Source organism: Methylobacterium sp. D53M (assembly GCF_053345625.1).
Genome location: NZ_JBKFAL010000017.1, coordinates 72,547 through 96,347, shown reverse-complemented (window position 1 = coordinate 96,347; position 23,801 = coordinate 72,547). Strand labels below are relative to the sequence as shown.

Below are 23,801 nucleotides of genomic sequence, written 5' to 3'. Positions count from 1 at the left end.
CAGCGCGAGGTTGGCGGGTGTGGCGCGGCTGGATTGCTTCGCTCCGCTCGCAAAGACGGCGAATGGATCAGCGCGGCTCCCGCGCGACGAACAGCGCCACGCAGCCGACGACCGTGATCCCGACCGACCGGAACCGCTGATCCAGCGCCGCGCGCAGCGCCGGCAGGGTGTCGGCGGCGTTCGAGAACACCCCCTTGCGGTTGTAGATCCGCATCAGCGCCCGCGCCGCGCCGGTGGTCGGGACGCCGCCCGCGAGGATCGTGGCGCCGAACACCACGCCGTCGTCGGCCAGGCACGGTCGCACCGTGTCGAAGGCCCTCGCCTTGGCGGCGATGTCGCCCGGCAGGCAGTGCAGCAGGTAGGTCATCCCGATCGAGTCGAACGGCGCGATGCCGCTGGCCGGCGCACCGAGCACGTCGACCCGGTAGGTCTCGGGCCGGTAGCGCGCGATCCGGTCGGCCGCGAAGGCGAGGCTGTCGGCGTTGAGGTCCATCAGGCCGACCCGCGGCGCGGGCGCCGGGAACCGGCATCGGTCGAGGTACCAGCCGGTCCCGACCCCGACGTCGAGATGCGCGAGGCCCGCGTGCCGGTCGTAGAGATCAAGGATCCGCGCCGTGGGGCAGCGCCAGATCAGGGGGTTCGACAGGCGCAGCACCACGAGGTCGTAGATCTGTAGCGTCCGCGGATTGTAGATCGCCTGCCCGGCTCGGGTGTCGGTCGCCATGGCTCTCCGTCAGGCCCCCTGTGGGCGGCGCGCATTCGCCTTCGCCGCCGCGATCGCGTATATCAGACCCTTTCCAACGTATGGATCGTTTGAACGCCATGGCGACGCCGTCGCTCGACAGCGCCCGCGCGGCCGATGCCGCGATCGAGAAGGCGCCGGATCTCCTCCCCGAGGCGCTGCCCGGCCGCCGCCCCTCGCTGGTCGGCCTGACCCGCGACGCCCTCAAGGCGCAACTCATCGGCATGGGCGTGCCCGAGCGCGAGAGCCGGATGCGCGCCGGCCAAGTTTGGCACTGGGTCAATTTCCGCGGGGCGTCCGACTTCGCCGAGATGACCAATGTCGGCAAGGCGCTGAAGGCGCAGCTCGCCGAGCACTTCACCCTGGAGCGGCCGGAGGTGGCGAGCCGGCAGGTCTCGCGCGACGGCACCCGCAAGTGGCTGCTGCGCATGGCGCCGACCAACCGGCAGGAGCACAACCGCGGCGCCGAGATCGAGTGCGTCTACATTCCCGGCCCGGACCGGGGCACGCTCTGCGTGTCCTCCCAGGTCGGCTGCACGCTGACCTGCTCGTTCTGCCACACCGGCACGCAGCGCCTCGTGCGCAACCTGTCGGTCGCCGAGATCGTGCAGCAGCTCGTCACCGCCCGGGACGAGCTCGGCGACTGGCCCGGCCAGATGCCGAGCCGCGACGCCGGCGGCTCCGGCGAGGTCGGCCGGCTCGTGACCAACATCGTGTTCATGGGCATGGGCGAGCCCCTCTACAATCTCGACGCCGTGGTCGACGCGGTCGGGGTGATGTCGGATCAGGAGGGCCTCGGCCTCTCGCGCCGCCGGATCACGGTCTCGACGTCGGGGGTCGTGCCGCAGATCCCGCGGCTCGGCGAGCAGGCCAACGCCATGCTGGCGATCTCGCTCCACGCCGTGCGCGACGACCTGCGCGACGAGCTGGTGCCGCTCAACCGGAAATACCCGATCGCCGAGCTGCTCGCGGCCTGCCGGGCCTATCCGGGCCTGAGCAACGCCCGCCGGATCACCTTCGAGTACGTGATGCTGAAGGGCGTCAACGATTCGGACGCGGACGCGCGGGAGCTGGTCCGCCTGCTCAAGGGCATCCCGGCCAAGATCAACCTGATCCCGTTCAACCCCTGGCCGGGTAGCCGCTACGAGTGCTCGGACTGGGACCGGATCGAGCGCTTCTCCGAGATCGTGTTCAACGCCGGCTACGCCTCGCCGGTCCGCACGCCCCGGGGCCGGGACATCCTGGCGGCCTGCGGACAGCTCAAGAGCGAGACCGAGAAGCTGCGCGCCCGCGCCCGGCTGATGCAGGAGGAAGGCATCGGCGTGGAGAGTTTCTACGCCGGCGCCGACGACTGACACCCGTCTTTGCGAGCGCAGCGAAGCAATCCAGAGTAGCGCCACGCGCACAGATGGCGCGCAGCCCTGGGTCGCTTCGCTGCGCTCGCGATGACGAGGTGGCTCACGCCGCAAACCGCCGCTCCTCCGCACGGCGAAGCGGCATCTCCGCGGCCCCGACCCATTCCGTGCGGTGCCGCGGCAGGGCCTCGGGGTGCTCGGCCTGGAGCCACGTGATCATCGCCTCGCGGACCACGCAGCGCAGGTCCCAGGCCTGGGGCGCGTTGCGGGCGCTGACCAGCATCCGGATCTCGATCGTCGCTTCCTTCGCGTCCGAGACCTGAAGGTTGACCACCTTGCCGTCCCACAGGGGCGTGGCCCCGGCGATCTCGGCGAGCTTCTCGCGCATCGCCGCGACCGGCGCCCGGTGGTCGACGTAGACGAACACGCTGCCGATCAGCGAGGCGCCGTCGCGGGTCCAGTTCTGGAACGGCTTCTGGATGAAGTAGGTCAGCGGCAGGACCAGCCGGCGCCAGTCCCAGAGGCGGACCACCACGTAGGTCGCGGTGATCTCCTCGACCCAGCCCCACTCGTTCTCGACGATGATCGCGTCCTCGATCCGGATCGGCTGGGTGATGGCGATCTGGATACCGGCCACGAGGTTCGACAGGACCGGCTGCATGGCGAGACCGAGGACGAGGCCCGCCGCGCCCGCCGAGGCGAGCAGGCTGACGCCGTACTGGCGCACCGGTTCGAAGGTCATCAGCGCCACAGACAGGGTGACGAGCGCCACCAGCGTCACGCCGGCCCGCTCCAGGATGCGCATCTGCGTGAAGTGCTTGCGCGCCAGGAGGTTGTCCTCGGCGTCGAGCTTGAACCGCCGCAGGTAGATCACCGTGGCGATGTGCAGCGCCGTGGCGCAGCACCAGCCAGTCAGCGTCACGAAGGCCACCAGCAGGATCTGGTTGAGGGCGATCCGCACCTCCCAGGACAGGTGCACGGTGGTCGAAGCGAGGCTGATCGCCACCACGATCAGGCCGAGGCGGCTCGGCCCGCGGGTGCGCGACACCAGCGAGCGCCAGAACAGGCTCTTGCCCGCGACCGCCCGCTTCATCGCCCGGTAGACAACCCCATGCAGGGGCATCACCACGGCGCAGCAGGCGACGATGAGGATCAGGCTCTCGGCCCACCAGGGCAGGTAGGCCAGCGCGCGGGCTGCGGAGCCGGCGAGCGCGTCGAGGTCCGGCATCGGGCATCGCTCCACGGGTTCCGAACGGGACATGTGGGAATGGATGGGCGCTCGCGGCGGTTCCGCAGCGCACCATGTGCCCGCCGCAACGCAGCGACCCGGCTCGGCTGGTTGCTCCGCCGCGTCCGAGGCTGAACCCCGGACGACGGCCTCCGCACCCCCGTCCTTGCGAGCGCAGCGAAGCAATCCAGGGTAGCGCCACGCTCACCGATGGCGCGCTGTCCTGGGTCGCTTCGCTGCGCTCGCGATGACGGGCGGACCCCGACGAGCGGAGCGCGCGAACGTCGTCCGCCCTACTTGGCCGCCCCGACCGTCACGCTGCCCGAGGCGGTCCGGCCGAACCGCGCCGGCCGGTACATGTCCTCCACGGTGGCGCCCGGATGGACGTAGGTCCCGGGCGAGACCGCCCGCACCGTGTAGGCCACGGTGAAGAAGGCCGACTGGCTCGGGTCGCGGTCGTAGGCCGCCACGAACCGGTCGTCCCGGAACTCGGTGTGGACCGGCTGCACGTCGGACTTGGCGAAGGCGAGCCCCTGGAGCGCGTCGGCGTCGAGGAGCTTCGGATTGTCGATCTCCAGCCCCGCCGGCAGCGGATCGACCAGCAGGAGCCGCGCCGCCTCCGCCTTGGCCTCCGTGACCTTGAGCACCACCACCAGCCTGTCGTTCTGGCGCAGGCCGCTCGCCGGATCGACGACGCTGCCGTCCAGCCGCCGGAAGCTGCGCTCGATCGTGTAGCCCTGCTGCGCCGCCGGCTCCGGCACCAGGGGGCTGCCGTTGACGGTCACGGCCACCTGCACAGGCGCGCGGCCGGTATTGGTGAGCTGAACGCCCCGGTCGGCCAGGGCCGCCTCCCGATAGACCCGGGCCAGCATCCCGGTCTGCGGGGCGCCGTCCAGGGTGAACGAGAGGGCGCCCGCCTCGTTCGACAGGCTCTCGGCGGCGAGCACCAGCCAAGCATTCTCCTGCGTGCTCGTCGAGCGCTCGGATTGCTGCTCCTCGCCGAGCACGGAAGCCGCGGGGCCCAGCGCCCCCTGCGCCAGCCCGCTCTCGGCGGCGAGCGTGATCAGCCCGGCCCCGTCGCGCAGGCGGGAGCCGTAATCGGCGCGGTAGACACCCTTGTCGCGCTCGGCGCGAAGGACGGTGAGCGCCGATTCCATGGTCTTGGCGGCCCGGCCGCGGTCGCCGAGCAGCGCCAGGGCGGCGGCGAGCTGCGCGCGCCCGAGGGCGGAGGAGAAGTCCCCGATCTTGGTGTCGGCGAGGTAGCGCAGGTCGCCCATCACCGGCCGGCCGTTCCGGGCGAGCACGTAGGCCGCGTAGGCGAGGTCGGCGCCGCCGCCCCGCACCTCGGTGGCGTTGGCCACCGCGTTGCGCAGGTAGTCGAGGGCCTGGGCGAAGGCCTTCTGCGGCACCGCGAAGTTGCGCTCGCGGGCGCGGGTCAGGAAGTCGGTCACGTAGGCGTCGAGCCAGAGGTCGCTCGATCCCTGCGCCGACCACAGGCCGAAATCCCCGCTCGAATCCTGGCGGGCGAGCAGGCGCTCGATCGACTCGCGCACCCTTTCGTCGGCGCCGTTGTCGAGGGCGAGCTTCTCCAGCGCCGCGAGCTTGTTGACGTAGAGCAGCGGCATCGCCCGGCTCACCACCTGCTCGGAGCAGCCGTAGGGGTAGCGGTCAAGCGCCCGGAGCAGGGCCGCCACGTCGACCCCCGGCAGGGCCGTGGCCGAGAGCGAGACGCTGCCGGTGCCCGGCTGCAGGTCGGCGAGGAGGTCCGAGGTCAGCGTCAGGTTCGCCCCCGGGGCGAGGCTGCGCACCGAGCGGCGCAGCAGGGCGCCCGTCCCCGGCGAGATCCCGAGGGCGAAGCTCTGGTTGAGGGCGGCCGGGAGGCCGGGCCCCGACAGGGCGAGGTCGAGCCGGGCCGTGCCGGGTCCGGCGGCGGTGAGGGGGATCGCGAACTGGCCCTTCGCGCCGGCCTCCAGCCGCAGCGTCTGGCGCAGCGCGCTCGCGCCGACCACCACAGGGCCGGTCGGGCTCAGGTCGACCGTGTACTCGCCCGCCTGCCCCTCGACGTTGTCGAGGGCCACGAACAGGCGCGAGCGGTCGCCGGTGTCGAGGAAGCGCGGCAGCGTGGCGCTGAGCACGACCGGGTCGCGGATGATCACGTCGGCCTGGGCCTGCCCGACCCGGTCGCCGCTCCAGGCGGTGACCATGACGCGGCCGGTGCCGTTGAAGGCCGGGATCGGGAAGGTGACGCTGGCCGCGCCGTCCGGCCCCACGGTCACCACGCCGGAATAGAGCGCCAGCGGCGCCTGGGTCGGCGGGGAATCGGCGAGTTCGCCGCCGCCCGCGTCGCCGCCGGAGCGGATCGCCCCGGCCGAGCCCTGCATGCCGTCGATCAGGTAGCCGTAGAGGTCGCGGACCTCCGGTCCGAGCGCCCGCTGGCCGAGGAAGTACTGGGTCGGGTCCGGCGCCGCGTAGCGGGTCAGGTTGAGGATGCCGACATCGACGAGGGCCACGGTGATCCGCGCCGGCTCGCCGGCCTTCAGCCCGGTGAGTTGGACCGGCAGGGTCAGGTCCTGGCGCGGGCGCGCCCGCTCCGGCGCCTTAAGGGCGACCCCGAGGCTGCGCCGCTCCCGGTCCACCGAGAACCACGCCAGACCCAGCGCCCGGCCGGGCAGGCGCTTGGCCGCTTGGTCGAGGGGCCGGTAGGCGGTGGCCACCAGGTAGGCGCCGGCGCCCCACTCGGCCTTCACCGGGATGCTGACCGTGGTGCCGCCCTCCGGCACGCTGACCTCCAGGGTCTGGTGCACGCGGTCGCTGACGACCATCAGGCTGGCCTGACCCTTGAACTTCGGGCTGAGCTTGGCCCGCAGCGTGTCGCCGGCCGGGTAGGCGGCCTTGTCGAGGGTCAGGTCGAGCAGGTCGGGCGCCTCCGCGGTCTCGGAGCCACCCCAGCCCACCTCGAAGCCGAGGCTCGCACCCGCCTCCGGGGCGCCCGCGGTCGAGACCTCCAGCCGGTAGCGGCCGAGGCCGACCGGCGCCTCGATCCGGCTCGGGCCGGCGGCCGTGAGGTCGACAGTGCCGCTGGCGACGCGCCGCGCGGACTTCACCGCCTCGAACGACCAGCGCCCGTCCGCCCGGTACCACTGGTAAGAGGAGTCGATCCGCGACAGGGTCCAGCTCACGCCCGGCCGGGCGAGGAGCGCTCCGTCGGGGCGCGCGAACACCGCGTCGAAGCCCGCGACCCCGCCCTCCTTGAGGTCGGTGAAGCCCTTGCGCAGGGCGAGGACCGGGTTGGCCGGGAGGATCGGCAGGGTCAGGCTGCGCGACAGCGCCCGGCCGCCGGGCTCGCCGACCGCCAGCGTGATCTTCGCCTCCAGCGCTCGCGGTGCCGCGACCTGGGGCACCGGCACCGTGACGGTGGCGCCGCCCTGCGCGTTCGTGGTGGCGTGGTCCTGCAACTCCTGGGTCGTCGGCTCCACGGCCTCGTCGTCGAGACCGATGGAATAAACCTCCAGCCCCTTGATGCCGCTGGTGGCCGCCGCCTGCACGGTGACGCTGCCCGACACGTCGAGATCGGCGCCCGGGGCGCCGTAGAGGTAGCGGGCGGCGACGTCGACCTGCGCGGCCTCGCCCCGGTTCAGGGCCGCCTGCCGAGCCTTGAGGGTCACCTCCAGCCGCTCGGGGACGTAATCCTCCACGAGGAAGCTGGTCTCGCCGATCGCGGGCGCCTTCGGGTCCGTGTAGGCGGAGACCCGCCACGTGCCGTGCATCGCCCCCGACAGGAGCGGCAGCGGGAGGGCCCGGCCGCCGAGCCCCTGGTCGGGCACCGAGACGCGCCGGTACTCGACGCCGTCCGGCCGCTTGACCACCAGGGTCAGCGGCAGGTCCGGCACGGCGGCGCCGCGGGGGTCGCGCAGCAGGGCGGTGAGCTGGACGGTCTCGCCCGTGCGGTAGACCCCGCGCTCCGGGAACAGGTAGGCGTCGAGGCCGCCGGTCTCGGGCCGTCCCTTCACGCCGCGGTCGGTGAGGTCGAAGGCGCCGAGGTTGAGGTCGAGGAAGCCGTAATCGCCGCCCGCCTGGCCGACCACGAGGCTCGGCGCCAGGCCGCCCTCCCCGCGGGCGAGCCCGGGATCGAAGGCGACGTGGCCCTGCGCGTCCGTGGTCCGGGTGCCCAGCACCTCGTTGTTGCGGGCGACCAGCCGGATCTCGGCGCCCGGCATCACCTGCGCGGAGGCGAGCGAGCGCAAGACCACGGTGACCCCGTCCCGGCCCTTGGTGGCGGTGAGCCCCAGGTCGGAGACCACGAACCACTGGGTCGCCTGGGTGTCGTACTCCTCGTCGGCGGCGGCCGTGCCGGAGGGGCGGGCCAGCATCACGTAGAGGCCGGGCTCGAGCTTGCCCACGGCCTGGAGGACCGGGAAGGCGGTGACGGCCTCCTGGTTCAGCTCGGCCTTGGCGGTGTCGAGGGTGCCCTTCCAGACGCGCTGACCCTTCTCGGACGCGATCGTCCGGGCGGTGGACCCGCTGAGCTGGCCCAGGAAATCCTCCGACCGCAGGGTCGGCAGCAGGCCGCGATCGCCGATCCGCAGCACCTCGACGTCGAGCTTCGGCGCGTTCACCGAGACCAGGGGCACGCCCGCCTGGCCGGTCCGCGGCAGGACGTAGTTGCGCCCGGTGAAGCGCACCTGCGGGGCGCGGTCGCGGACGTAGATCTCGTAATCGGCGGCCTTGAGCAGGCTCTCGCCCACCGCCGAGGGCAGGCCCTGGCGGACCACGATGGCGTAGCGGCCGCCGTGCTTGAGCCCGTCGACGCAGACCTGGGAGCCCTCCCCGGTCACGGCGGCCGCGCTGCTGCCCGAGACGGCGACGAAGGGGGCGTAGTCGGTCTTCGGGCGGATCGCCTCCGAGAAGGTGAAGCAGGCCCGGGGAGCGGCCGCGTCGGAATCGACCTTGTAGTCGAGGATGCGGAAGCCGTGCTGCGCCCGCACGGTCTCGTAGGTCTCCCGGACCGAACCGGTCTCGGCCAGCGCGAGGCTCGCCGCGTAGGCGTCGAGCGCCGGGCGCCAGGATTCCTGCTCGGCCTCGGCGGCGCCGAGCGCCGCCAGCGCGGCCGCGGCGTCGGCCGCCGTGCCGGCGCGCTCGTAGGCGCGGTAGGCGGCGGCCGTCACCCGCCCGCGCAGGCGCGACCGGCCCTGGTAGTCGTTGTCCTCGAGGGCACCCAGGACCGCCGCGGCCCCCCGGGCATAGGCCTGCCAGTTGCGCGCGTCGGCGGGATCGGCCGCCACCGCGGCGGTCAAAGGCGCCAGCGCCTCGTCGGGCTTGTCGGCGGCGAGCAGGGCCAGCCCGGCCGCGCGGGACTGGCCGGCGGGCCGCAGCGGGCCCCCGGCCTCCGCCTTCAGCGCGGTCTCCAGGCGGACCGCCGCGCTGGCGAGGTCGGCCCGGACGAAGGTCCTGGCGAACGGCGCGGCGACAGCCGTCGCCGGGCGGGGCGCGGTGCGGGCCGCAGGTGGGGACTGGCCCGGCGCGGTCTGGGCGAGGGCCGGATTGCTGGCGATTCCTCCGAGGAGCGCCAGGGCACCCGCGAGCCGTCCGAGCCGCGCCATCAGCCTGTTCCCCACCCGCAATCCCGATGATTCGTTCCGGGTCCCGTCGCGCGGGAGCCTAGCACCGGCGGTCGGGCTCGCAACGCTTCGGATCGCTGTAGGCCCCGCCCGGCCTCGCGCCGAGGCTCAGAACGCCTTCAGCACCTGCTCGGCGTGCTCGACGGCGACCGGGCCGGCGAAGCAGTGGGAGACCAGGGCGCGGTAATCCTGCCAGGGCTGCGAGCCGGTGAAGTCCTTGGTGTGGGCCTCCAGCGTGTCCCAGTGGATCAGCAGGCGGTAGCGCTGCGGATGCTCGATCGAGCGCCGAACCTCGAAGTGCCGGCAGCCCTTGGCCTGCTTGAAGATCGCCGAGGCCTCGGTGATGCCCTTCTCGAACTCGGCCTCGAGGCCGGGCTTGATCTCGATCTGCGCGATTTCGAGGATCATCGGTGCGGTTCCTGTCTCAGGTGCGAAGGGCGCGGCCGAGCTTGGCCGCGAGGATGCGCTGCGGGCTTAAGGTGGGGTCGGCCTGGGCGGCGACCGGCAGGTAGGCGGTCTGCTCCAGCATGTAGCGGCCGCCCATGGCGCCGAGCATCACGAGGTCCGAGAGGGGCCCGGGTGAAGGCGGGGTAGCGGATCAGCAGCCGGCGCAGGAACTCCTGCTCCTCCGGCGTGCCGGTCGCACCGCGCAGCTCGGCGGCCTCGCCGCGGATGCTGTCGTTCTCGGCCCTGCCGTCCGCGAAGGGCCGCTCGGTGAACCGGCGCTCGAACGCGCTGAACGGGAAGGGCAGATCGGGGAACAGCAGCACCGCCGCGGCCTCCAGCGCCCGGGAGCCGGACGCCTCGCCGGGGACAATTCTGCGGATCGGGGTGATCATCGTCTGCGCGCCGGCGGCCGTCACGGTCCGGCCCCCTCTAGCGGAGCCGCCGGGGGGAGGCCAGGGCCGCGCATTTCCGGTGGACGGCGGGTGTCATCCACCGGCGCGGCGGAGGGCACCCGCCGGATCGGCTTGCGCAACCGCTTCGTTCCCGGCACGTTCCCCGGCCAGCACCCGGCCCGAGAGCCCGGCGGAGGATGGCGCCGATGGCGACCCTGAAGGAATTCGAGGAGGCCCTGCGCGAGCACGGCATGAACATGGCGCTGGCGCTGCTGGAGCGCCTGCGCGAGCGCGACCGCGCCACCCGGACGGTGAAGCCCGCCCGGCGGCTGACCGGACAGAAGATGACCCCGGAACTCGCCCGGGCGATCCTGGACCTGCACGCCACGACGGGCATGACCCAGCAGGAGATCGCCTTCAAGGTCGGGGTCAACCAGGGCCGCGTGAACGAGGTGATCAAGCGCGGCAAGTGGCTGAGCGACGACCCGAACGCCCCGGAGGCCGTGGCCCGCGACAAGGCGGTGGCCCGGATGCGCGGCGACCCGAAGCCCAGGAAGGCGGCCGCCGCGCGCCCCGCCTCCGGGCGGGCCAAGGAGCGCAAAACCGCGCCGCCGAAGGCGCGCAACCAGGGTCAGCTGGCGCTGGGGGATCTCTGAGGGGCGGCCGCGCCGTCGTCCTCGCGCGCGGATCGGAGTAACCCAGGGCAGCGCGACCCTGCGAAGCGAGGCGACGCTGGATCGCTCCGCTCCGCTCGCGAGGACGGTGCGGGCTCCCGCCTCCGAGGGCCCGCGCTCTCACCCGGCCGGCGCGAAATGGCCCCGGTAGCGCGCCCCGATCACCTCGACCGGCAGCGCGACGAACACGTCCGTCGTTCCGAACTGGCGGTCGATCACCGCGCCGTCGCCGAAGGTGGCGCCGAGGCGCAGGTAGCCCTTGATCAGGGGCGGCAGCGCCTGCAGGGCCGCCTTGGCGTCCACCGCCTCGCGCGGCATCCGGTCCATCGCCACCGCCCGCTCCGGCAGCGCCCGGGCCCGCCAGCCCTCCGGCGCGCGGGCGTGGTGGTGCAGGAAGGCGAGCGGCAGGGCTAGCCGGTCCGGATCGGTGCCCTCCAGGCTCGCGCAGCCGATCAGCGCGTCGATCCTGTGGTGCAGGACGTAGGCGTAGATCCCCTGCCACAGCAGCTCGACGGTCCGCTTGCTCCGGTAGGGCTTGAGCACGCAGGAGCGGCCGAGCTCCAGGAGCCGCCGGTGCCCCTGCGCGGCGAGAAGCGGCGCGAGGTCGTACTCGCTCTCCGAGTAGAAGCCGGTATGCCGCTCGGCCACCTCGCCGCGCAGCAGCCGGTAGGTGCCGACGACCTTCGGGCGCGGCTCGACGAAGGGCTTCTTCCGCCGCGGCGCCGCGTGGTCGAGGACGAGGAGGTGGTCGCAGACCGCGTCGTAGCCGTCGACGTCGCGGCGGGACAGGGCGGCGAGCCCGGAGGGCACCGCCGACATCTCCTCGTAGAAGACCTTGTAGCGCAGCCGCTGGGCCCGCCGGATCTCCGATTTCCGCGTCGCCAGCCGGACCTCAAGGCTGCCGATGCGGCCGAGGCTGCGGCCCTCGAACGGCTCGGGCAGGCGGATCGCCCGCTCGGCCGAGAGCACGTCGTCGATTCCGCCCACGCCCTCGACGCCCGGCAGCGGGACCGACCGGCGGCGCAGCTTGGCGATCGGCGCGCCGACGCCCCATTGCACGCCCCTGTGCCAGCCGGCTCCGAGCGCGCTGTAGGCTCCGCGGGCGAGATTGGCGACCATCGTCGGGTTCACTCCGGGTGCGCGTCCGTGCACCGTCGAATCCGACAGAGAGCACGACGGCCACACGCCATTATGACAGCCGCCACGAGAAAGCGCCCCGGCCGGGGCCGGGGCGCTCCAACAACCTGATCGGTACCTGATGTGGACCCGACGGTTCCCGCGCGGGCGGGGTCAGGCGGCCTGCTGGACCGCGTCCTTGCGGACGTCGCCCTCGATCACCGGGGCGCTGGGGCGCCCCGCCGAGGCGATCTCGATGCGACGGGGCTTCTTCGCCTCCGGAACCTCGCGGACGAGGTCGATGTGGAGGAGGCCGTTCTCGAGCGCCGCACCCGTCACCTGGACGTGGTCGGCGAGCTGGAACCGCCGCTCGAAGGCGCGGGCCGCGATGCCCTGGTGCAGGAACTCCGCCCTGCCCTCGGCCTTGCGCTCGCCCTTCAGCGTGAGCGCGTTCTCCCGCACCTCGATCGACAGGTCGGACTCGGTGAAGCCGGCGACCGCGACGGTGATGCGGTAGGCGTTCTCACCGGTCCGCTCGATGTTGTAGGGCGGGTAGGTCGGGGCCGCCTCGGCGCTCGCGAACTGGTCGAGGGCGGAGAACAGGCGGTCAAAGCCGACGGTGGAGCGGTACAGGGGAGCGAGATCGAACTGACGCATGACATATCCTCGTCTGAGCAACATGCAATTCCGGTCCGCCCGATGGGCCGGACCCGTCTCTCGTGCCGCCTGACGGCCGGCACAGACGAGATATCGGAGGGGGAAAATCGCGCTTCAAGACCCCCGGCGAGGGTCGGAAACGAGATTTTTTTCGCTAGGGTCGCAGAGTGCATCCGGGCGTGTATCGGACGATGCGCGGAGGCGCTGAGGTGAGGCCAGTGAGACGCTTCGACGGTGACACCGGGCGCGAGCCGCCGCTCCTGACCCTGCGCAGCACCCCCGACAACCCGGTCCCGCCGGGCGGCACGCTGATCGCCGTCGGCACGCGCGACGACTGCACCCTGCGGGCGGCCTACTGGCAGACCACGGCGCGCACCTGCCGGGGCACGGTCTGCCTGCTCCAGGGCCGGGCCGAGTTCATCGAGAAGTACTACGAGACGATCCACGAGCTGCGCGCCCGGGGCTTCGCGGTCGTGGCGTTCGACTGGCGCGGCCAGGGCGAATCGGACCGCCGGGTCGACGACCCCCACAAGGGCCACGTCGCCCGGTTCGACGATTACCGGCTCGACCTGCGGGCGGTGGCCGAGACGATCCTGGTGCCGCTGATGCCCGAGCCCCATGTCGGCCTCGCGCATTCCATGGGCGGATGCATCGCGCTCCTCGCGGCCCTCGACGGCGCGCTGCCGTTCCGGCGGCTGGTGACCCTGGCGCCGATGCTGTCGATCCGGATGGTCCGCTGGCCGGCCGGCGCCGCGATCCTGTCGCGGGGCCTGCAGCGGCTCGGCCTCGGGAGCCGCTACATCCCGTTCGGCAAGCCGGTCTCGATCGCCACCAACCCGTACGCCGGCAACCGCCTGTCGCGCGATCCCATCCGCTACGCCCGCAACGCCGCGGCGGCGCGGCAGGTCGGCGCCGGCGCGGTCGGCGACCCGACGATCGCGTGGCTCGCCGAGGCGTTCCGCGCGATGGCGCGGCTGCGCGACCCGCGGGCGGCGCCGCGGATCGGGCTGCCGACCCTGATCGTCGCGGCGGGCGCCGACCCGGTCTGCGGCACGGCGGAAACCGAGCGCTTCGCCGCCCGGCTGAAGGCCGGCCATATCCTGGTCCTGCCGGATTCCCGGCACGAGATCCTGACCGAGCGCGACGCGATCCGGCAGGATTTCTGGGCGGCCTTCGAGGCCTTCGTGCCGGGCTCGCCCCTGCCGACCCACGCGGAGGTCGAGGCGCACGCCGTGGCGGTGCCGGTCCTCTGAGGCGTCAGCCGCCGAGATCCGGGTCGATGTCCCGCGGGCGCACGTACCGGTCGAGGTGCCCGCGGTCCGGCGCGATCTCCGCCCAGCGGTCGCCGTCGAAGTCGATCACCACGAAGGCCGCGGTCGGGAATTCCAGGGCCAGCCGGTCCCGGGCCGCCCGCGGTCCCGAGCCCGCGAGGATTGCGGCGAGGTCGCCGAGGCCCGGATTGTGGCCGACGACGATCAGCGTGGCGGCCGCGTCGGGCGCCTGCCGGATCACGCCGAGGATCCGGTCCGCCGGCGCCTCGTAGATCTCGGAATGCCAGCGCGTCTCGGGGCTGCCAAGGGCCGCCTCCATCGCGGCCCAGGTCTCGCGGGTCCGCGCGGCGGTGGAGACCAGGGCGAGGTCCGGGCACAGGCCCTCCCGCGCGAGGTGGGCGCCCACCGCCGGGGCGGCCCGTTTCCCGCGCGCGTTGAGCGGGCGCTCGTGGTCCGCCACGCCCGGCGGACGGTCGGACTTGGCGTGCCGCAGCAGGATCAGCCTGCGCATGAGCGAACCTCTGACGGTCTCGTGGGCCGGTCTCGGGCTGCCGGTTCGGGCGCGCGCGGCCGGACCGGGCGGCGCCCGCTCCCGCCCGGTTAGCCGAAAGCGCCGCGTGCGGGAACCTCGGCTTTGCCCGCACCGTTCCGACCGGGAGCCGTCCGCAGCACGGCCCGCGGCCCGATCCGCGGCGCGACGGTCTCTGGCCAGGAGGCTGCCCGATGGACCGATCCGCCCGCGTCACCGAGATCCTGTCGTGGTACGGGGCCGACAGCCCCGGGACCCTCACCAACCTCGCCCGGATGCTGGAGCACGGCAAGCTCGGCGGCACCGGCAAGATGCTGATCCTGCCCGTCGACCAGGGCTTCGAGCACGGGCCCGCCCGCAGCTTCGGCCCGAACCCGCCGGCCTACGACCCGCACTACCATTTCGAGCTGGCCCTGGCGGCGGGCTGCAACGCCTACGCGGCGCCGCTCGGCTTCCTCGAGGCGGGCGCGCGCGACTATGCCGGGCGCATCCCGCTCATCCTGAAGCTCAACGACCACGACCTCCTGGCCGACGAGGAGGATCCCGAGCAGGCGATCACCGGCTCGGTGGCCGACGCCCTGCGGCTCGGCGCCTGCGCCATCGGCTTCACGATCTACCCGGGCTCCGCCCACCGCAACGCCATGTACGGGCAGATCCGCGCGATCGCCGAGGAGGCCAAGAGCGTCGGCCTCGCCGTGGTGATCTGGTCCTACGCCCGCGGCTCGGCCCTGTCGAAGGAGGGCGAGACCGCCATCGACGTGATCGGCTACGCGGCCCAGATCGCCGCGCAGCTCGGCGCCCACATCATCAAGGTGAAGCTGCCCTCGGCCCATATCGAGCAGCCGGCGGCGAAGAAGGTCTACGAATCGACCGGCATCCCGATCGGCACGGCGGCCGAGCGCGTCCGCCACGTGGTGCAGTGCGCCTTCAACGGCCGGCGGATCGTGATCTTCTCCGGCGGCGCCCAGGCCGAGGAGGTCAGCTTCCTCGACGAGATCCGCGCCATCCAGGCGGGCGGCGGATTCGGCTCGATCGTGGGCCGCAACGCGTTCCAGCGCTCGAAGGCGGACGCCCTGTCGCTGCTCGGCAAGATCACCGACATCTACGCGGGCCGCTGAGGCAGCCCCGCGTTCAGCCGCCGTCGCGGGCCAGCCGGGCGAGCCCGTCGCGGGTCGGCCCGGCCGGCCGCCAGCCGAGGGACGCGAGCCCGTCGGCGCGGGCGACGAGACCCTCGGCGACGCGGGCGAACTGCGCGTCCCGGCCGGTCAGCCGGCAGGCCAGCCGGAGGAGCCCGGCCGGGACCGGGACGAGGCCCGGGCCGCGGCCGAGACCCTGTCGGAGGGCCGCGATCATCTCGGGCAGGCTGAGCGGGTCCGGGTCGGCCGCGACGAGGGCGCGGTTCAGGGGGGCGGGCGCCGCCAGCACCGCGTCCACGGCACCCGACAGGCTCTCCAGCGCGATCAGCGAGCGTCGCGCCGCGAGGCCGCCCAGCGGCAGCGGGTAGGGACTGCGCGCCAGCCGCAGGAGCGCGGCCATGTTGCCCTTCACGCCGGCGCCGTAGACGAGGACCGGGCGGAGCGCGACCCAGTCCAGGCCGGTCTCGGCGAGCGCCGCCTCGGCCTCGAGCTTGGAGCGGCCGTAGGCGTCGGTGGGCCGGGGCGGATCGCCCTCCCCGACCACGCCCGGCGCGCTCGCCCCGACCTGCGCGCGGATCGACGACAGGAACACGAAGCGGCGCACCTTCGCGCGCGCCGCGGCCTCCGCCAGCCGGCGCGTCGCCTCGGTGTTGAGCGTGCGGTAATCGTCCTCCGGTGCCCCCGACGCCGCCGGTCCGAGATTGGCGTGGGCGAGGCCGGCCGAGTGCACCACCGCGTCGACGCCGCTGAGGGCCGCCGCCATGTTGATCGGGCGGGTCAGGTCGCCGACGACCGCACTCGCCGCGCCCTCCGGCACGGTCGTGGGCCGGCGCAGCAGCACGCGGACCCGGTAGCCGCGCGCGGTGAGGTCGGCGAGCAGGTGGCGGCCGATGAACCCGGTCGCCCCGGTGAGCGCGATGAGTCCGGTCACGGCTGGGCGGCCTCTGTCACGGCTGGGCGGCACCTTCGGCTGGGGCCGGCGCCGGGGCGCGGGCGAAGCGGCGGAGCAGGACGGCGACCAGGGCGAGCCCGGCGGCCGATGCGGCGAGCGTGACCGGCCAGGACGGCCAAAACAAGGTCGCGGCGGCGAGCGTCGCCAGGGCGAGATTGGCCGCGAACACCCGTCCGACCACGCCGGGCACGGTCAGCCCGTTGATGGTGGCCCGCTGGTAGTAGTGCCCGCGATGGGCCTCCCAGACCCGCTCGCCCCGCGCCGCCCGCGCGGCGAGAGTCAGGCTGGCATCGGCGAGGTAGACGAGCGGCAGCAGCAGGGCGGCGGCGAGTCCGCCCGCCAGGGCGAGCTGGCACAGCAGCCACGCGGTGACGAGCCCGACCGGCAGCGAGCCGACATCCCCGAGGAAGAGCCGCGCGACCGGCCGGTTGAACGGCGCGAAGCCCAGCACCGCGCCGAGCAGGCTCGCCGCCACCAGGGTCGGCAGCGGCGGCAGGTGCCCGGCGAGGCCGACGAGCAGGAGCGCGCCCGCCACCGGGACGATCTCCGCCACCGTCATCCAGTCGAGCCCGTCCATGAAGTTCGTCAGGTTGACGAACCACAGGCCCGCCAGCAGCGCCAGGCCGCGCTCCAGCCAGAGCGGCAGGCCGGGCAGCAGGCGCCCGTCCAGGTGCCAGACCAGCAGGCCGACCACGACGGCCTGCACGGCGAGCCGCAGGGCGGCCGGCAGCGGCCGGACGTCGTCCACGGCGCCGAGGAGCGCCAGGGCCAGGGCGCCGCCGGCGAGCCAGATCCAGTCCGGCCGGCCGCCGATCTCCGGCGCCGCGATCAGCAGGCCCGAGATCGTGACCAGCGCCGTCACCACGGCGATCCCGCCCCCCTGGGGGGTCGGCACGGTGTGGCTGGAGCGGGCGTTCGGCCGGGCCAGGGCGTAGCGCTGCAGCAGCGGGCGCAGCCGCAGGATCAGGCCCGCCGAGAGCGCGGCGGCGAGGGGCACCGCCAGGAGCAGGATCGCGGTCAGGGCGGACGGCAGGGCGGACAGGGCGGGCGGCGCGTCGGGCGGCAAGTTGGGCGGCAAGTTGGGCGGCATGGCGCCGTCCTACGCGATCCGCCGCCCGACCGTGAGGGGGCTACGCCGCCCGCACCGTGGCGAGGAAGCGCGCGACCTCGGCCCCGAGATGCTCGGACTGGCGCGACATCTCGCTCGCGGCCCCGAGCACCTGGGCGGCGGCGGCGCCGGTCTCCTCGGCGGACTGGGCGAGGCTCGCGATGGTGCCGGTGACCGCGCCGGTGCCGGCGGCCGCCTCGGCGACGTTGCGGACGATCTCCTGCGTGGCCGCGCCCTGCTGCTCCACGGCGGCCGCGATGCTGGAGGCCACGCCGTCGATCTCGCGGATGCGCCGGCCGATCCCGTCGATCGCCGACGCCGCCTGCCCGGTGGAGGACTGGATCCGGCCGATCTGGCCGGTGATCTCCTCGGTGGCCCGGGCGGTCTGCTCGGCGAGCGCCTTGACCTCCGAGGCCACCACCGCGAAGCCGCGGCCCGCGGCGCCGGCGCGCGCCGCCTCGATCGTGGCGTTGAGCGCCAGGAGGTTGGTCTGGGCGGCGATCCCGGAGATCAGCGCCACCACGTCGCCGACCTTCGCGGCCGCGCCGCTCAGGTCCTGGACCAGCGCCACCGTGTTGGTCGCCTCGGCGACGGCGACCCGCGCGAGCTCCGCCGAGCTGCTGACCTGCCGGCCGATCTCCTGCACCGAGGAGCCGAGCTCCTCGGCGGCGGCCGCGACGGTGTTGACGTTGGCGGCGGCGTCGCTCGCGGCGTCCGCGACGGTGCCGGACTGCCCGGCGGCCTCGGTCGCGCTGCCGGTCAGGGTCCGGGCGGTGGCCTCCAGCTCGGTCGCGGCCGCCGACACGCCGCCGACGATGCCGCCCACCGCCTGCTCGAAGGCGTCGGCCATGGCCCGGGTCGCGGCCCGGCGCTGCGTCTCGGCATCGGCGCGGGCCAGCGCCGTCTCGGCCTCCAGGGCTCGCGCGCGGACGAGGTTGTCGCGGAACACCACCACGGAGCCCGCGAGCGCCCCGATCTCGTCGCGGCGCTCCTGCCCGGAGATCGCCACCTCGGCGTCGCCCGCCGCGAGGCGCTGCGTGACGGCGGCGATCTTGCGGAGCGGCCCGCTGACGCCGCGGGTCACCAGCACGAAGGCCCCGAGCGCCACCAGCAGGGCGAGGCCGGCGAGCGCCAGCACGTTCCGCTTGGCGGCGTCGTAGGTCTGCGCGATCAGCGTGCCGCTCGCCTGCGAGCCGTCGCCGTTCAGGGCGACGAGCTTCTCCCAGTCGGCCATGATGGCGCGGATGCTGTCCGACATCACCGTGTTGTAGATCCGCTGCCCGCCGGCGACGTCGCCCGCCTCGGCCTTGGCCACCGCCTCCCGCTGCTGCTCGGCGTAGGTGGCCACGTGCTGGCGGAAGGCCGCGTAGGCCTCGCGCTCGGGCTGGGTCAGCGGCAGGGCCTCGTACCGGGCGTACTGGGCGGCGAGCAGCGCGTCGCGCTTGGCGATCTGGTCGGCGACCTCGGCGCGCAGCGCCGGCGTGTCGGCGGTGATCAGGCGGACGGCGTTGACCCGCTGCCGCATGAAGTTGATGCCGATCCGGCCGAGGGCGTCGGTGGCCGGGATGCGCGTGTCGCGCAGCTGCGCGGCGGCGGATTCGATGCGGCCGAGCTCGGCCAGCGAGAGGCCGCTCGTGGCGGCGATCAGCAGCACCAGGGCCGCGAGACACAGGCCGAGCTTGGCCGCGATGGATATACCGGCGCGCATAGGAATCGTCCCCGGTCCCGCACGTGGGACCGGGGCCTATGCTTGTCTGAGAAATATTAAGGTTGTTTGGTCCTGCCCGGACCGCGCGCGGTCCGGGCAGGCTCGGTCCGCTAGTAGACCTGGGCCTCGGCGCGCGGCGGATCCGCCGGGCCGTCCCGTCGATCCAGACCCTTCTCCACGACCTTGGCGAGCCCGACCATGATCTGGTCGATGGCGTAGTCCTTCGGTGTGTAGACGGCGCGCACGCCCATGTTCTTGAGGACCAGCTCGTCCTCCGGCGAGATGATGCCGCCGACCACCACCGGGATGTGGTCGAGCCCCGCCTCGCGCATCTTGGCGCGGACCTCCCGTACCAGCGGCACGTGGGAGCCGGACAGGATCGACAGGCCGACCACGTGGGCGCCGGTCTCCTTGGCCTTCGCGACGATCTCGGCCGGCGTCTGGCGGATGCCGTCGTAGGTGACGTCGAAGCCGACGTCGCGGGCACGGAGCGCGATCTGCTCGGCGCCGTTGGAGTGGCCGTCGAGGCCGGGCTTGCCGACCACGAGCTTCGGCGTCTCGCCGAGCCGCTCGCCGAGATCGGCGATCAGGAGCTTGGCCTCCTCGGCCGCGCCGCTGGAGACGGTCTCCACGGTGACGCCGGTGGGCGCCCGGTACTCGCCGAACACCGCGCGCAGGCGCGCGCCCCACTCGCCGGTCGTGACGCCGGCCCTGGCGGCCTCGATCGAGGGCGGCATGATGTTGGCGCCGGAGCGCGCCGCCTGCTCCAGGGCGTCGAGGGCTTGGCCCACGGCGTTCTCGTCGCGGCGGCCGCGCCACTCGCGGATCCGGCTCTGCGCCTCCATCTCGACGGTCTCGGAGACGGAGAAGATCGCCCCCTCCCCGGCCGTGAGCGGCGACGGCTCGCCCTGCTGCCACTTGTTGACGCCGACCACGATCTGATCGCCGGCCTCAATGGCCGAGATCCGGCGCGCGTTCGACTCCACCAGCGCGCGCTTGAGCGCCCCGGTTTCCACCGCCGCCACCGCGCCGCCGATGCCGCCGATCCGCTCCAGCTCGGCGCGGGTCTGCGCCTTCAGCTCCTCGACCTTGGCCTCGATCACGTGGCTGCCGTCGAAGATGTCGTCGTACTCGAGGAGGTCGGTCTCGAATGCCAGGATCTGCTGCATGCGCATGGACCATTGCTGGTCCCAGGGCCGCGGCAGGCCGAGCGCCTCGTTCCAGGCCGGGAGCTGCACCGCGCGGGCGCGGGCGCGCTTGGACAGCGTCACCGCCAGCATCTCGATCAGGATGCGGTGGACGTTGTTCTCCGGCTGCTGCTCGGTGAGCCCCAGGGAGTTCACCTGCACGCCGTACCGGAAGATGCGCTTCTTCGGATCGTCGATGCCGTAGCGCTCGCGGGCGATCTCGTCCCAGAGCTCCGAGAACGCCCGCATCTTGCAGATCTCGGTGACGAACCGCAGGCCCGCGTTCACGAAGAACGAGATCCGGCCGAACACCTCGGGGAAGCTCGCGGCGTCGAACTCGGGGTCCTCGCGCACGGTGTCGAGCACCGCGATGGCGATGGCGAGCGCGTAGGACAGCTCCTGGACCGGCGTCGCACCCGCCTCCTGCAGGTGGTAGGAGCAGACGTTCATCGGGTTCCACTTCGGCACGTTCTTGGTCGTGAACAGGATCACGTCCTTGGTGAGCCGGAGGGACGGCGCGGGCGGGAACACGTAGGTGCCGCGCGACAGGTATTCCTTGATGATGTCGTTCTGGGTCGTGCCCTGGAGGGCGGCGATCGGCGCGCCCTGCTCTTCGGCCACCGCGAGGTAGAGCGCCAGCAGCCACGGGGCCGTGGCGTTGATCGTCATCGAGGTGTTCATCTGGGCGAGCGGGATGTCCTGGAACAGGGTCCGCATGTCGCCGAGATGCGCGATCGAGACGCCGACCTTGCCGACCTCGCCGCGGGACAACTCGTGGTCGGGGTCGTAGCCGGTCTGGGTCGGCAGGTCGAAGGCAACCGACAGGCCGGTCTGGCCCTTGGCGAGGTTGCCCCGATAGAGCTTGTTGGACTCCGCCGCGGTCGAGTGCCCCGCGTAGGTGCGGATGATCCAGGGCTTGTCGCGGCTCGACTTGTCGCTCCTGGTCTCGGCGACGCTCGCGCCCATTCCTCGCCTCCGTGTGATCTTTGTATCCGCGCGGGGCGCGGCCTTGCGGTCACCGTAGCGAAGGCTTGAGCACGCGTCATCCGGGACGGAAGTGCAAGACGCCCGCGCGGGCATCCGCGGCTCATGAAAAAACTTGCCCGCCGGAACAGCGGGATTTGAAGGCGCCGCGGCGCGCCGCCGCCCGCGCGCCGCCCGCACCCGCGGTCCGGACGGTGCCGCGCGACGGTCCCGACCCGCTTTGTCAGTTCTGGTATAATGTCCACCTGAACTGTTCTTAGCGGGACTTGCCGCTGTTCAGGCGCGAGAGAGCAAGCCGAACCAATGACTTAGAGGTGCATGTGCTCGCCGGACGGCCCGGGGCAGCTCGGGCGCGCGGCGGTGGAGTCGGGCAAGGTCTCGGGGCCGGGGCGACCGAGGCCGGCGCCGAATAATACTTGGTCTGCCGGAAAGCCGATTTTGAATACGTGGTCGCGCGCCCTGTGCTCGCGCTTTTTTCATGTCGGAAACCGTCGGCTTTCGACTTTCGGCCCACTTGGACGCCTCCGGCATCGCCGGTATAGCGCGATGGAGAACCGCGGCCGTGAGAAACACGCGGGACGAGAGGAGAGCGAGATGGCGGCGAGCGCTGCGATCAGTCCGACGGGCGGGGAGGTCAAGGACCTCTACGAGATGGGTGAGATCCCGCCGCTGGGTCATGTGCCGGCCAAGATGTATGCCTGGGCGATCCGGCGCGAGCGGCACGGACCCCCGGAGCAGTCCCACCAGCTCGAGGTGCTGCCGGTCTGGGAGATCGGCGACGACGAGGTGCTGGTCTACGTCATGGCGGCGGGCGTCAACTACAACGGCGTCTGGGCCGGCCTCGGCGAGCCGATCTCGCCCTTCGACGTCCACAAGGGCGAGTACCACATCGCGGGCTCCGACGCCTCCGGCATCGTCTGGAAGGTCGGCTCCAAGGTGAAGCGCTGGAAGGTCGGCGACGAGGTCATCGTCCACTGCAACCGCGACGACGGCGACGACGAGGAGTGCAACGGCGGCGACCCGATGTTCTCGCCCTCGCAGCGGATCTGGGGCTACGAGACCGGCGACGGCTCGTTCGCGCAGTTCTGCCGGGTGCAGTCCCGCCAGCTCATGGTCCGGCCGAAGCACCTCACCTGGGAGGAGGCCGCCTGCTACACGCTGACGCTCGCCACCGCCTACCGCATGCTGTTCGGCCACGCCCCGCACACGGTGAAGCCGGGCCAGAACGTGCTGATCTGGGGTGCCTCCGGCGGCCTCGGCGTGTTCGGCGTGCAGCTCTGCGCGGCCTCGGGCGCCAACGCCATCGCGGTGATCTCGGACGAGTCGAAGCGCGACTACGTGATGAGCCTCGGCGCCAAGGGCGTCATCAACCGCAAGGACTTCGACTGCTGGGGCCAGCTCCCCAAGGTCAACAGCCCCGAGTTCCACGCCTGGACCAAGGAGGCGCGCAAGTTCGGCAAGGCGATCTGGGACATCACCGGCAAGCAGGACGTCGACATCGTGTTCGAGCATCCGGGCGAGGCGACCTTCCCGGTCTCGGCGCTGGTGGTGAAGCGCGGCGGCATGGTGGTGTTCTGCGCCGGCACGACCGGCTTCAACATCACCTTCGACGCCCGCTACGTCTGGATGCGGCAGAAGCGCATCCAGGGCTCGCACTTCGCCCACCTCAAGCAGGCCTCGTCGGCGAACCAGTTCGTGCTCGACCGGCGGATCGACCCGTGCATGAGCGAGGTCTTCCCCTGGGACAAGATCCCCCAGGCCCACACCAAGATGTGGAAGAACCAGCACCCGCCGGGCAACATGGCCTGCCTCGTCAACTCCCCGCGCGCCGGCCTGCGCACGGTCGAGGACGTGATCGAGGCCGGTCCGCTGAAGCGGTAAGGCGCTCCGTCGGGCCGGTTCCCGCTCTCGCGCGGGGCCGGCCCGATCGGCTAGGCTCGCGGCGTCCCGCGCCGACTCGGCGACCGATTCGGTGTGCCGGGGCGCTGATGACGGGCCCACGCGATCCTCACAGGACCCGGCCCCGATCCGGACAAGGGGCACGGTTTTGAGCGGCGACGACGAGGCTTACGTCTACGACGAGGCGACGGGCGAGTGGCTCCCGCCCGGGTCCGCGGCCGCGCCCGCCGAGGCGCATGCCGTCCGCGACGCGGCCGGCAACGTCCTGGCCGACGGCGATTCGGTCACGCTGATCAAGGACCTCAAGGTCAAGGGTGCGAACCAGACCCTGAAGCAGGGCACGGTCATCCGGTCGATCCGGCTCACGGACGATCCGGAGGAGATCGACTGCCGCCACGACACCATCAAGGGCCTCGTGCTGCGCACCGAGTTCGTGCGCAAGCGCTGAGGCCGATGCGGGGCGGCGCTTCTCCCGGCCGCGCTACCGCCGCCGCGTCTCGTCCTGCGGCAGGTGGCGGCCGTAGGCCTCCTGCTTCTCGGCGCGCTCCTGGATCAGGTCGGCGTAGGCCTGCCGCATCTCCGGCGAGACGCTGATGCTCTTGCCCTTGGCGGCCTTGCGCTTGGGCGCCTTCTTGAAGGTGTTGTTCGTGTCGCTCATGCCGGGCTCCGCGTCGAACCGTGGCGGCATCGCGTGGCCGGACGACCGATCCGGGATCCGGCCGCCGCCCAGGGCCGGACATCCGCCCTGTAGCGCATCGCGGCGCCGGACGCACGGCTGCCGGGACCGGGCCGACACCG

General features: G+C 72.9%; 18 protein-coding genes and 1 pseudogene. 6 read left to right on the top strand and 13 right to left on the bottom strand.

The features are described 5' to 3' along the window. Positions 1-67: 67 nt before the first annotated feature. A complete protein-coding gene (locus ACLBYG_RS21590) occupies positions 68-724 on the bottom strand; it encodes a class I SAM-dependent methyltransferase (protein ID WP_447682791.1) in 657 nt (218 codons plus the stop codon). A gap of 98 nt (positions 725-822) precedes the next feature. Between ACLBYG_RS21590 and rlmN the strand changes: the two genes are divergently transcribed. Next, complete coding sequence (gene rlmN, locus ACLBYG_RS21585; protein ID WP_447682790.1) at positions 823-2,097, top strand: 23S rRNA (adenine(2503)-C(2))-methyltransferase RlmN; 1,275 nt, start codon at positions 823-825, stop codon at positions 2,095-2,097. Between the two features lie 103 nt (positions 2,098-2,200). On the opposite strand, the gene ACLBYG_RS21580 is transcribed toward rlmN, so the two are convergent. From ACLBYG_RS21580 to ACLBYG_RS21565, 4 genes and pseudogenes are all read right to left on the bottom strand, one after another. After that, positions 2,201-3,325, bottom strand: coding sequence for a mechanosensitive ion channel family protein (locus ACLBYG_RS21580; protein ID WP_042674797.1), 1,125 nt, complete (start codon positions 3,323-3,325; stop codon positions 2,201-2,203). A gap of 293 nt (positions 3,326-3,618) precedes the next feature. Beyond that, complete coding sequence (locus tag ACLBYG_RS21575; protein ID WP_447682789.1) at positions 3,619-8,925, bottom strand: alpha-2-macroglobulin family protein; 5,307 nt, start codon at positions 8,923-8,925, stop codon at positions 3,619-3,621. Between the two features lie 126 nt (positions 8,926-9,051). Then, positions 9,052-9,351 (bottom strand): antibiotic biosynthesis monooxygenase family protein, encoded by a 300-nt coding sequence (locus tag ACLBYG_RS21570; protein WP_010685588.1) that lies wholly within the window; start codon positions 9,349-9,351, stop codon positions 9,052-9,054. Between the two features lie 16 nt (positions 9,352-9,367). Next, a pseudogene (locus ACLBYG_RS21565) lies at positions 9,368-9,782 on the bottom strand (Kdo hydroxylase family protein). Positions 9,783-9,988: 206 nt separating this feature from the next. Between ACLBYG_RS21565 and ACLBYG_RS21560 the strand changes: the two are divergent. Further along, positions 9,989-10,438: an RNA polymerase subunit sigma-70 gene (locus ACLBYG_RS21560; protein WP_100252838.1), complete on the top strand. Its 450-nt coding sequence runs from the start codon at positions 9,989-9,991 to the stop codon at positions 10,436-10,438. Between the two features lie 138 nt (positions 10,439-10,576). Here ACLBYG_RS21560 and ACLBYG_RS21555 read toward each other — a convergent pair whose 3' ends face one another. Beyond that, the gene (locus ACLBYG_RS21555) at positions 10,577-11,575 is read right to left on the bottom strand and encodes a GNAT family N-acetyltransferase (protein WP_056523569.1); all 999 of its coding nucleotides are present in this window, start codon (positions 11,573-11,575) and stop codon (positions 10,577-10,579) included. A 171-nt stretch (positions 11,576-11,746) separates the two neighbouring features. Further along, on the bottom strand, positions 11,747-12,229 hold the full coding sequence (locus ACLBYG_RS21550; protein WP_447682788.1) for an Hsp20 family protein: 483 nt from the start codon (positions 12,227-12,229) through the stop codon (positions 11,747-11,749). A gap of 218 nt (positions 12,230-12,447) precedes the next feature. On the opposite strand from ACLBYG_RS21550, the gene ACLBYG_RS21545 reads away from it, so the two are divergent. Further along, positions 12,448-13,482, top strand: coding sequence for an alpha/beta fold hydrolase (locus ACLBYG_RS21545; protein WP_447682787.1), 1,035 nt, complete (start codon positions 12,448-12,450; stop codon positions 13,480-13,482). A 4-nt stretch (positions 13,483-13,486) separates the two neighbouring features. Here ACLBYG_RS21545 and ACLBYG_RS21540 read toward each other — a convergent pair whose 3' ends face one another. Then, on the bottom strand, positions 13,487-14,011 hold the full coding sequence (locus tag ACLBYG_RS21540; RefSeq protein WP_091927271.1) for a SixA phosphatase family protein: 525 nt from the start codon (positions 14,009-14,011) through the stop codon (positions 13,487-13,489). Between the two features lie 212 nt (positions 14,012-14,223). On the opposite strand from ACLBYG_RS21540, the gene ACLBYG_RS21535 reads away from it, so the two are divergent. Further along, on the top strand, positions 14,224-15,147 hold the full coding sequence (locus tag ACLBYG_RS21535) for a class I fructose-bisphosphate aldolase (protein WP_447682786.1): 924 nt from the start codon (positions 14,224-14,226) through the stop codon (positions 15,145-15,147). 13 nt (positions 15,148-15,160) lie between these two features. Here the strand turns inward: ACLBYG_RS21535 and ACLBYG_RS21530 are convergent, their stop codons facing one another. The 4 genes from ACLBYG_RS21530 to ACLBYG_RS21515 all read right to left on the bottom strand — a co-directional run bounded on the left by ACLBYG_RS21530 (position 15,161) and on the right by ACLBYG_RS21515 (position 21,086). Then, on the bottom strand, positions 15,161-16,096 hold the full coding sequence (locus ACLBYG_RS21530; RefSeq protein WP_447682785.1) for an NAD-dependent epimerase/dehydratase family protein: 936 nt from the start codon (positions 16,094-16,096) through the stop codon (positions 15,161-15,163). Between the two features lie 16 nt (positions 16,097-16,112). Continuing rightward, positions 16,113-17,207, bottom strand: coding sequence for a glycosyl transferase (locus ACLBYG_RS21525; protein WP_447682784.1), 1,095 nt, complete (start codon positions 17,205-17,207; stop codon positions 16,113-16,115). A gap of 40 nt (positions 17,208-17,247) precedes the next feature. Continuing rightward, complete coding sequence (locus tag ACLBYG_RS21520) at positions 17,248-18,933, bottom strand: methyl-accepting chemotaxis protein (protein WP_447682783.1); 1,686 nt, start codon at positions 18,931-18,933, stop codon at positions 17,248-17,250. A gap of 110 nt (positions 18,934-19,043) precedes the next feature. Next, entirely contained in the window at positions 19,044-21,086 is a 2,043-nt protein-coding gene (locus ACLBYG_RS21515) for a protein meaA (RefSeq protein WP_020092440.1), read from the bottom strand. Positions 21,087-21,698: 612 nt separating this feature from the next. On the opposite strand from ACLBYG_RS21515, the gene ccrA reads away from it, so the two are divergent. After that, positions 21,699-22,985 (top strand): crotonyl-CoA carboxylase/reductase, encoded by a 1,287-nt coding sequence (gene ccrA, locus ACLBYG_RS21510; protein WP_042672037.1) that lies wholly within the window; start codon positions 21,699-21,701, stop codon positions 22,983-22,985. 166 nt (positions 22,986-23,151) lie between these two features. After that, a complete protein-coding gene (locus ACLBYG_RS21505) occupies positions 23,152-23,451 on the top strand; it encodes an alkylphosphonate utilization protein (RefSeq protein WP_100252845.1) in 300 nt (99 codons plus the stop codon). Between the two features lie 33 nt (positions 23,452-23,484). On the opposite strand, the gene ACLBYG_RS21500 is transcribed toward ACLBYG_RS21505, so the two are convergent. Next, positions 23,485-23,661, bottom strand: coding sequence for a hypothetical protein (locus tag ACLBYG_RS21500; RefSeq protein WP_012318104.1), 177 nt, complete (start codon positions 23,659-23,661; stop codon positions 23,485-23,487). Between the last annotated feature and the right edge of the window lie 140 nt (positions 23,662-23,801).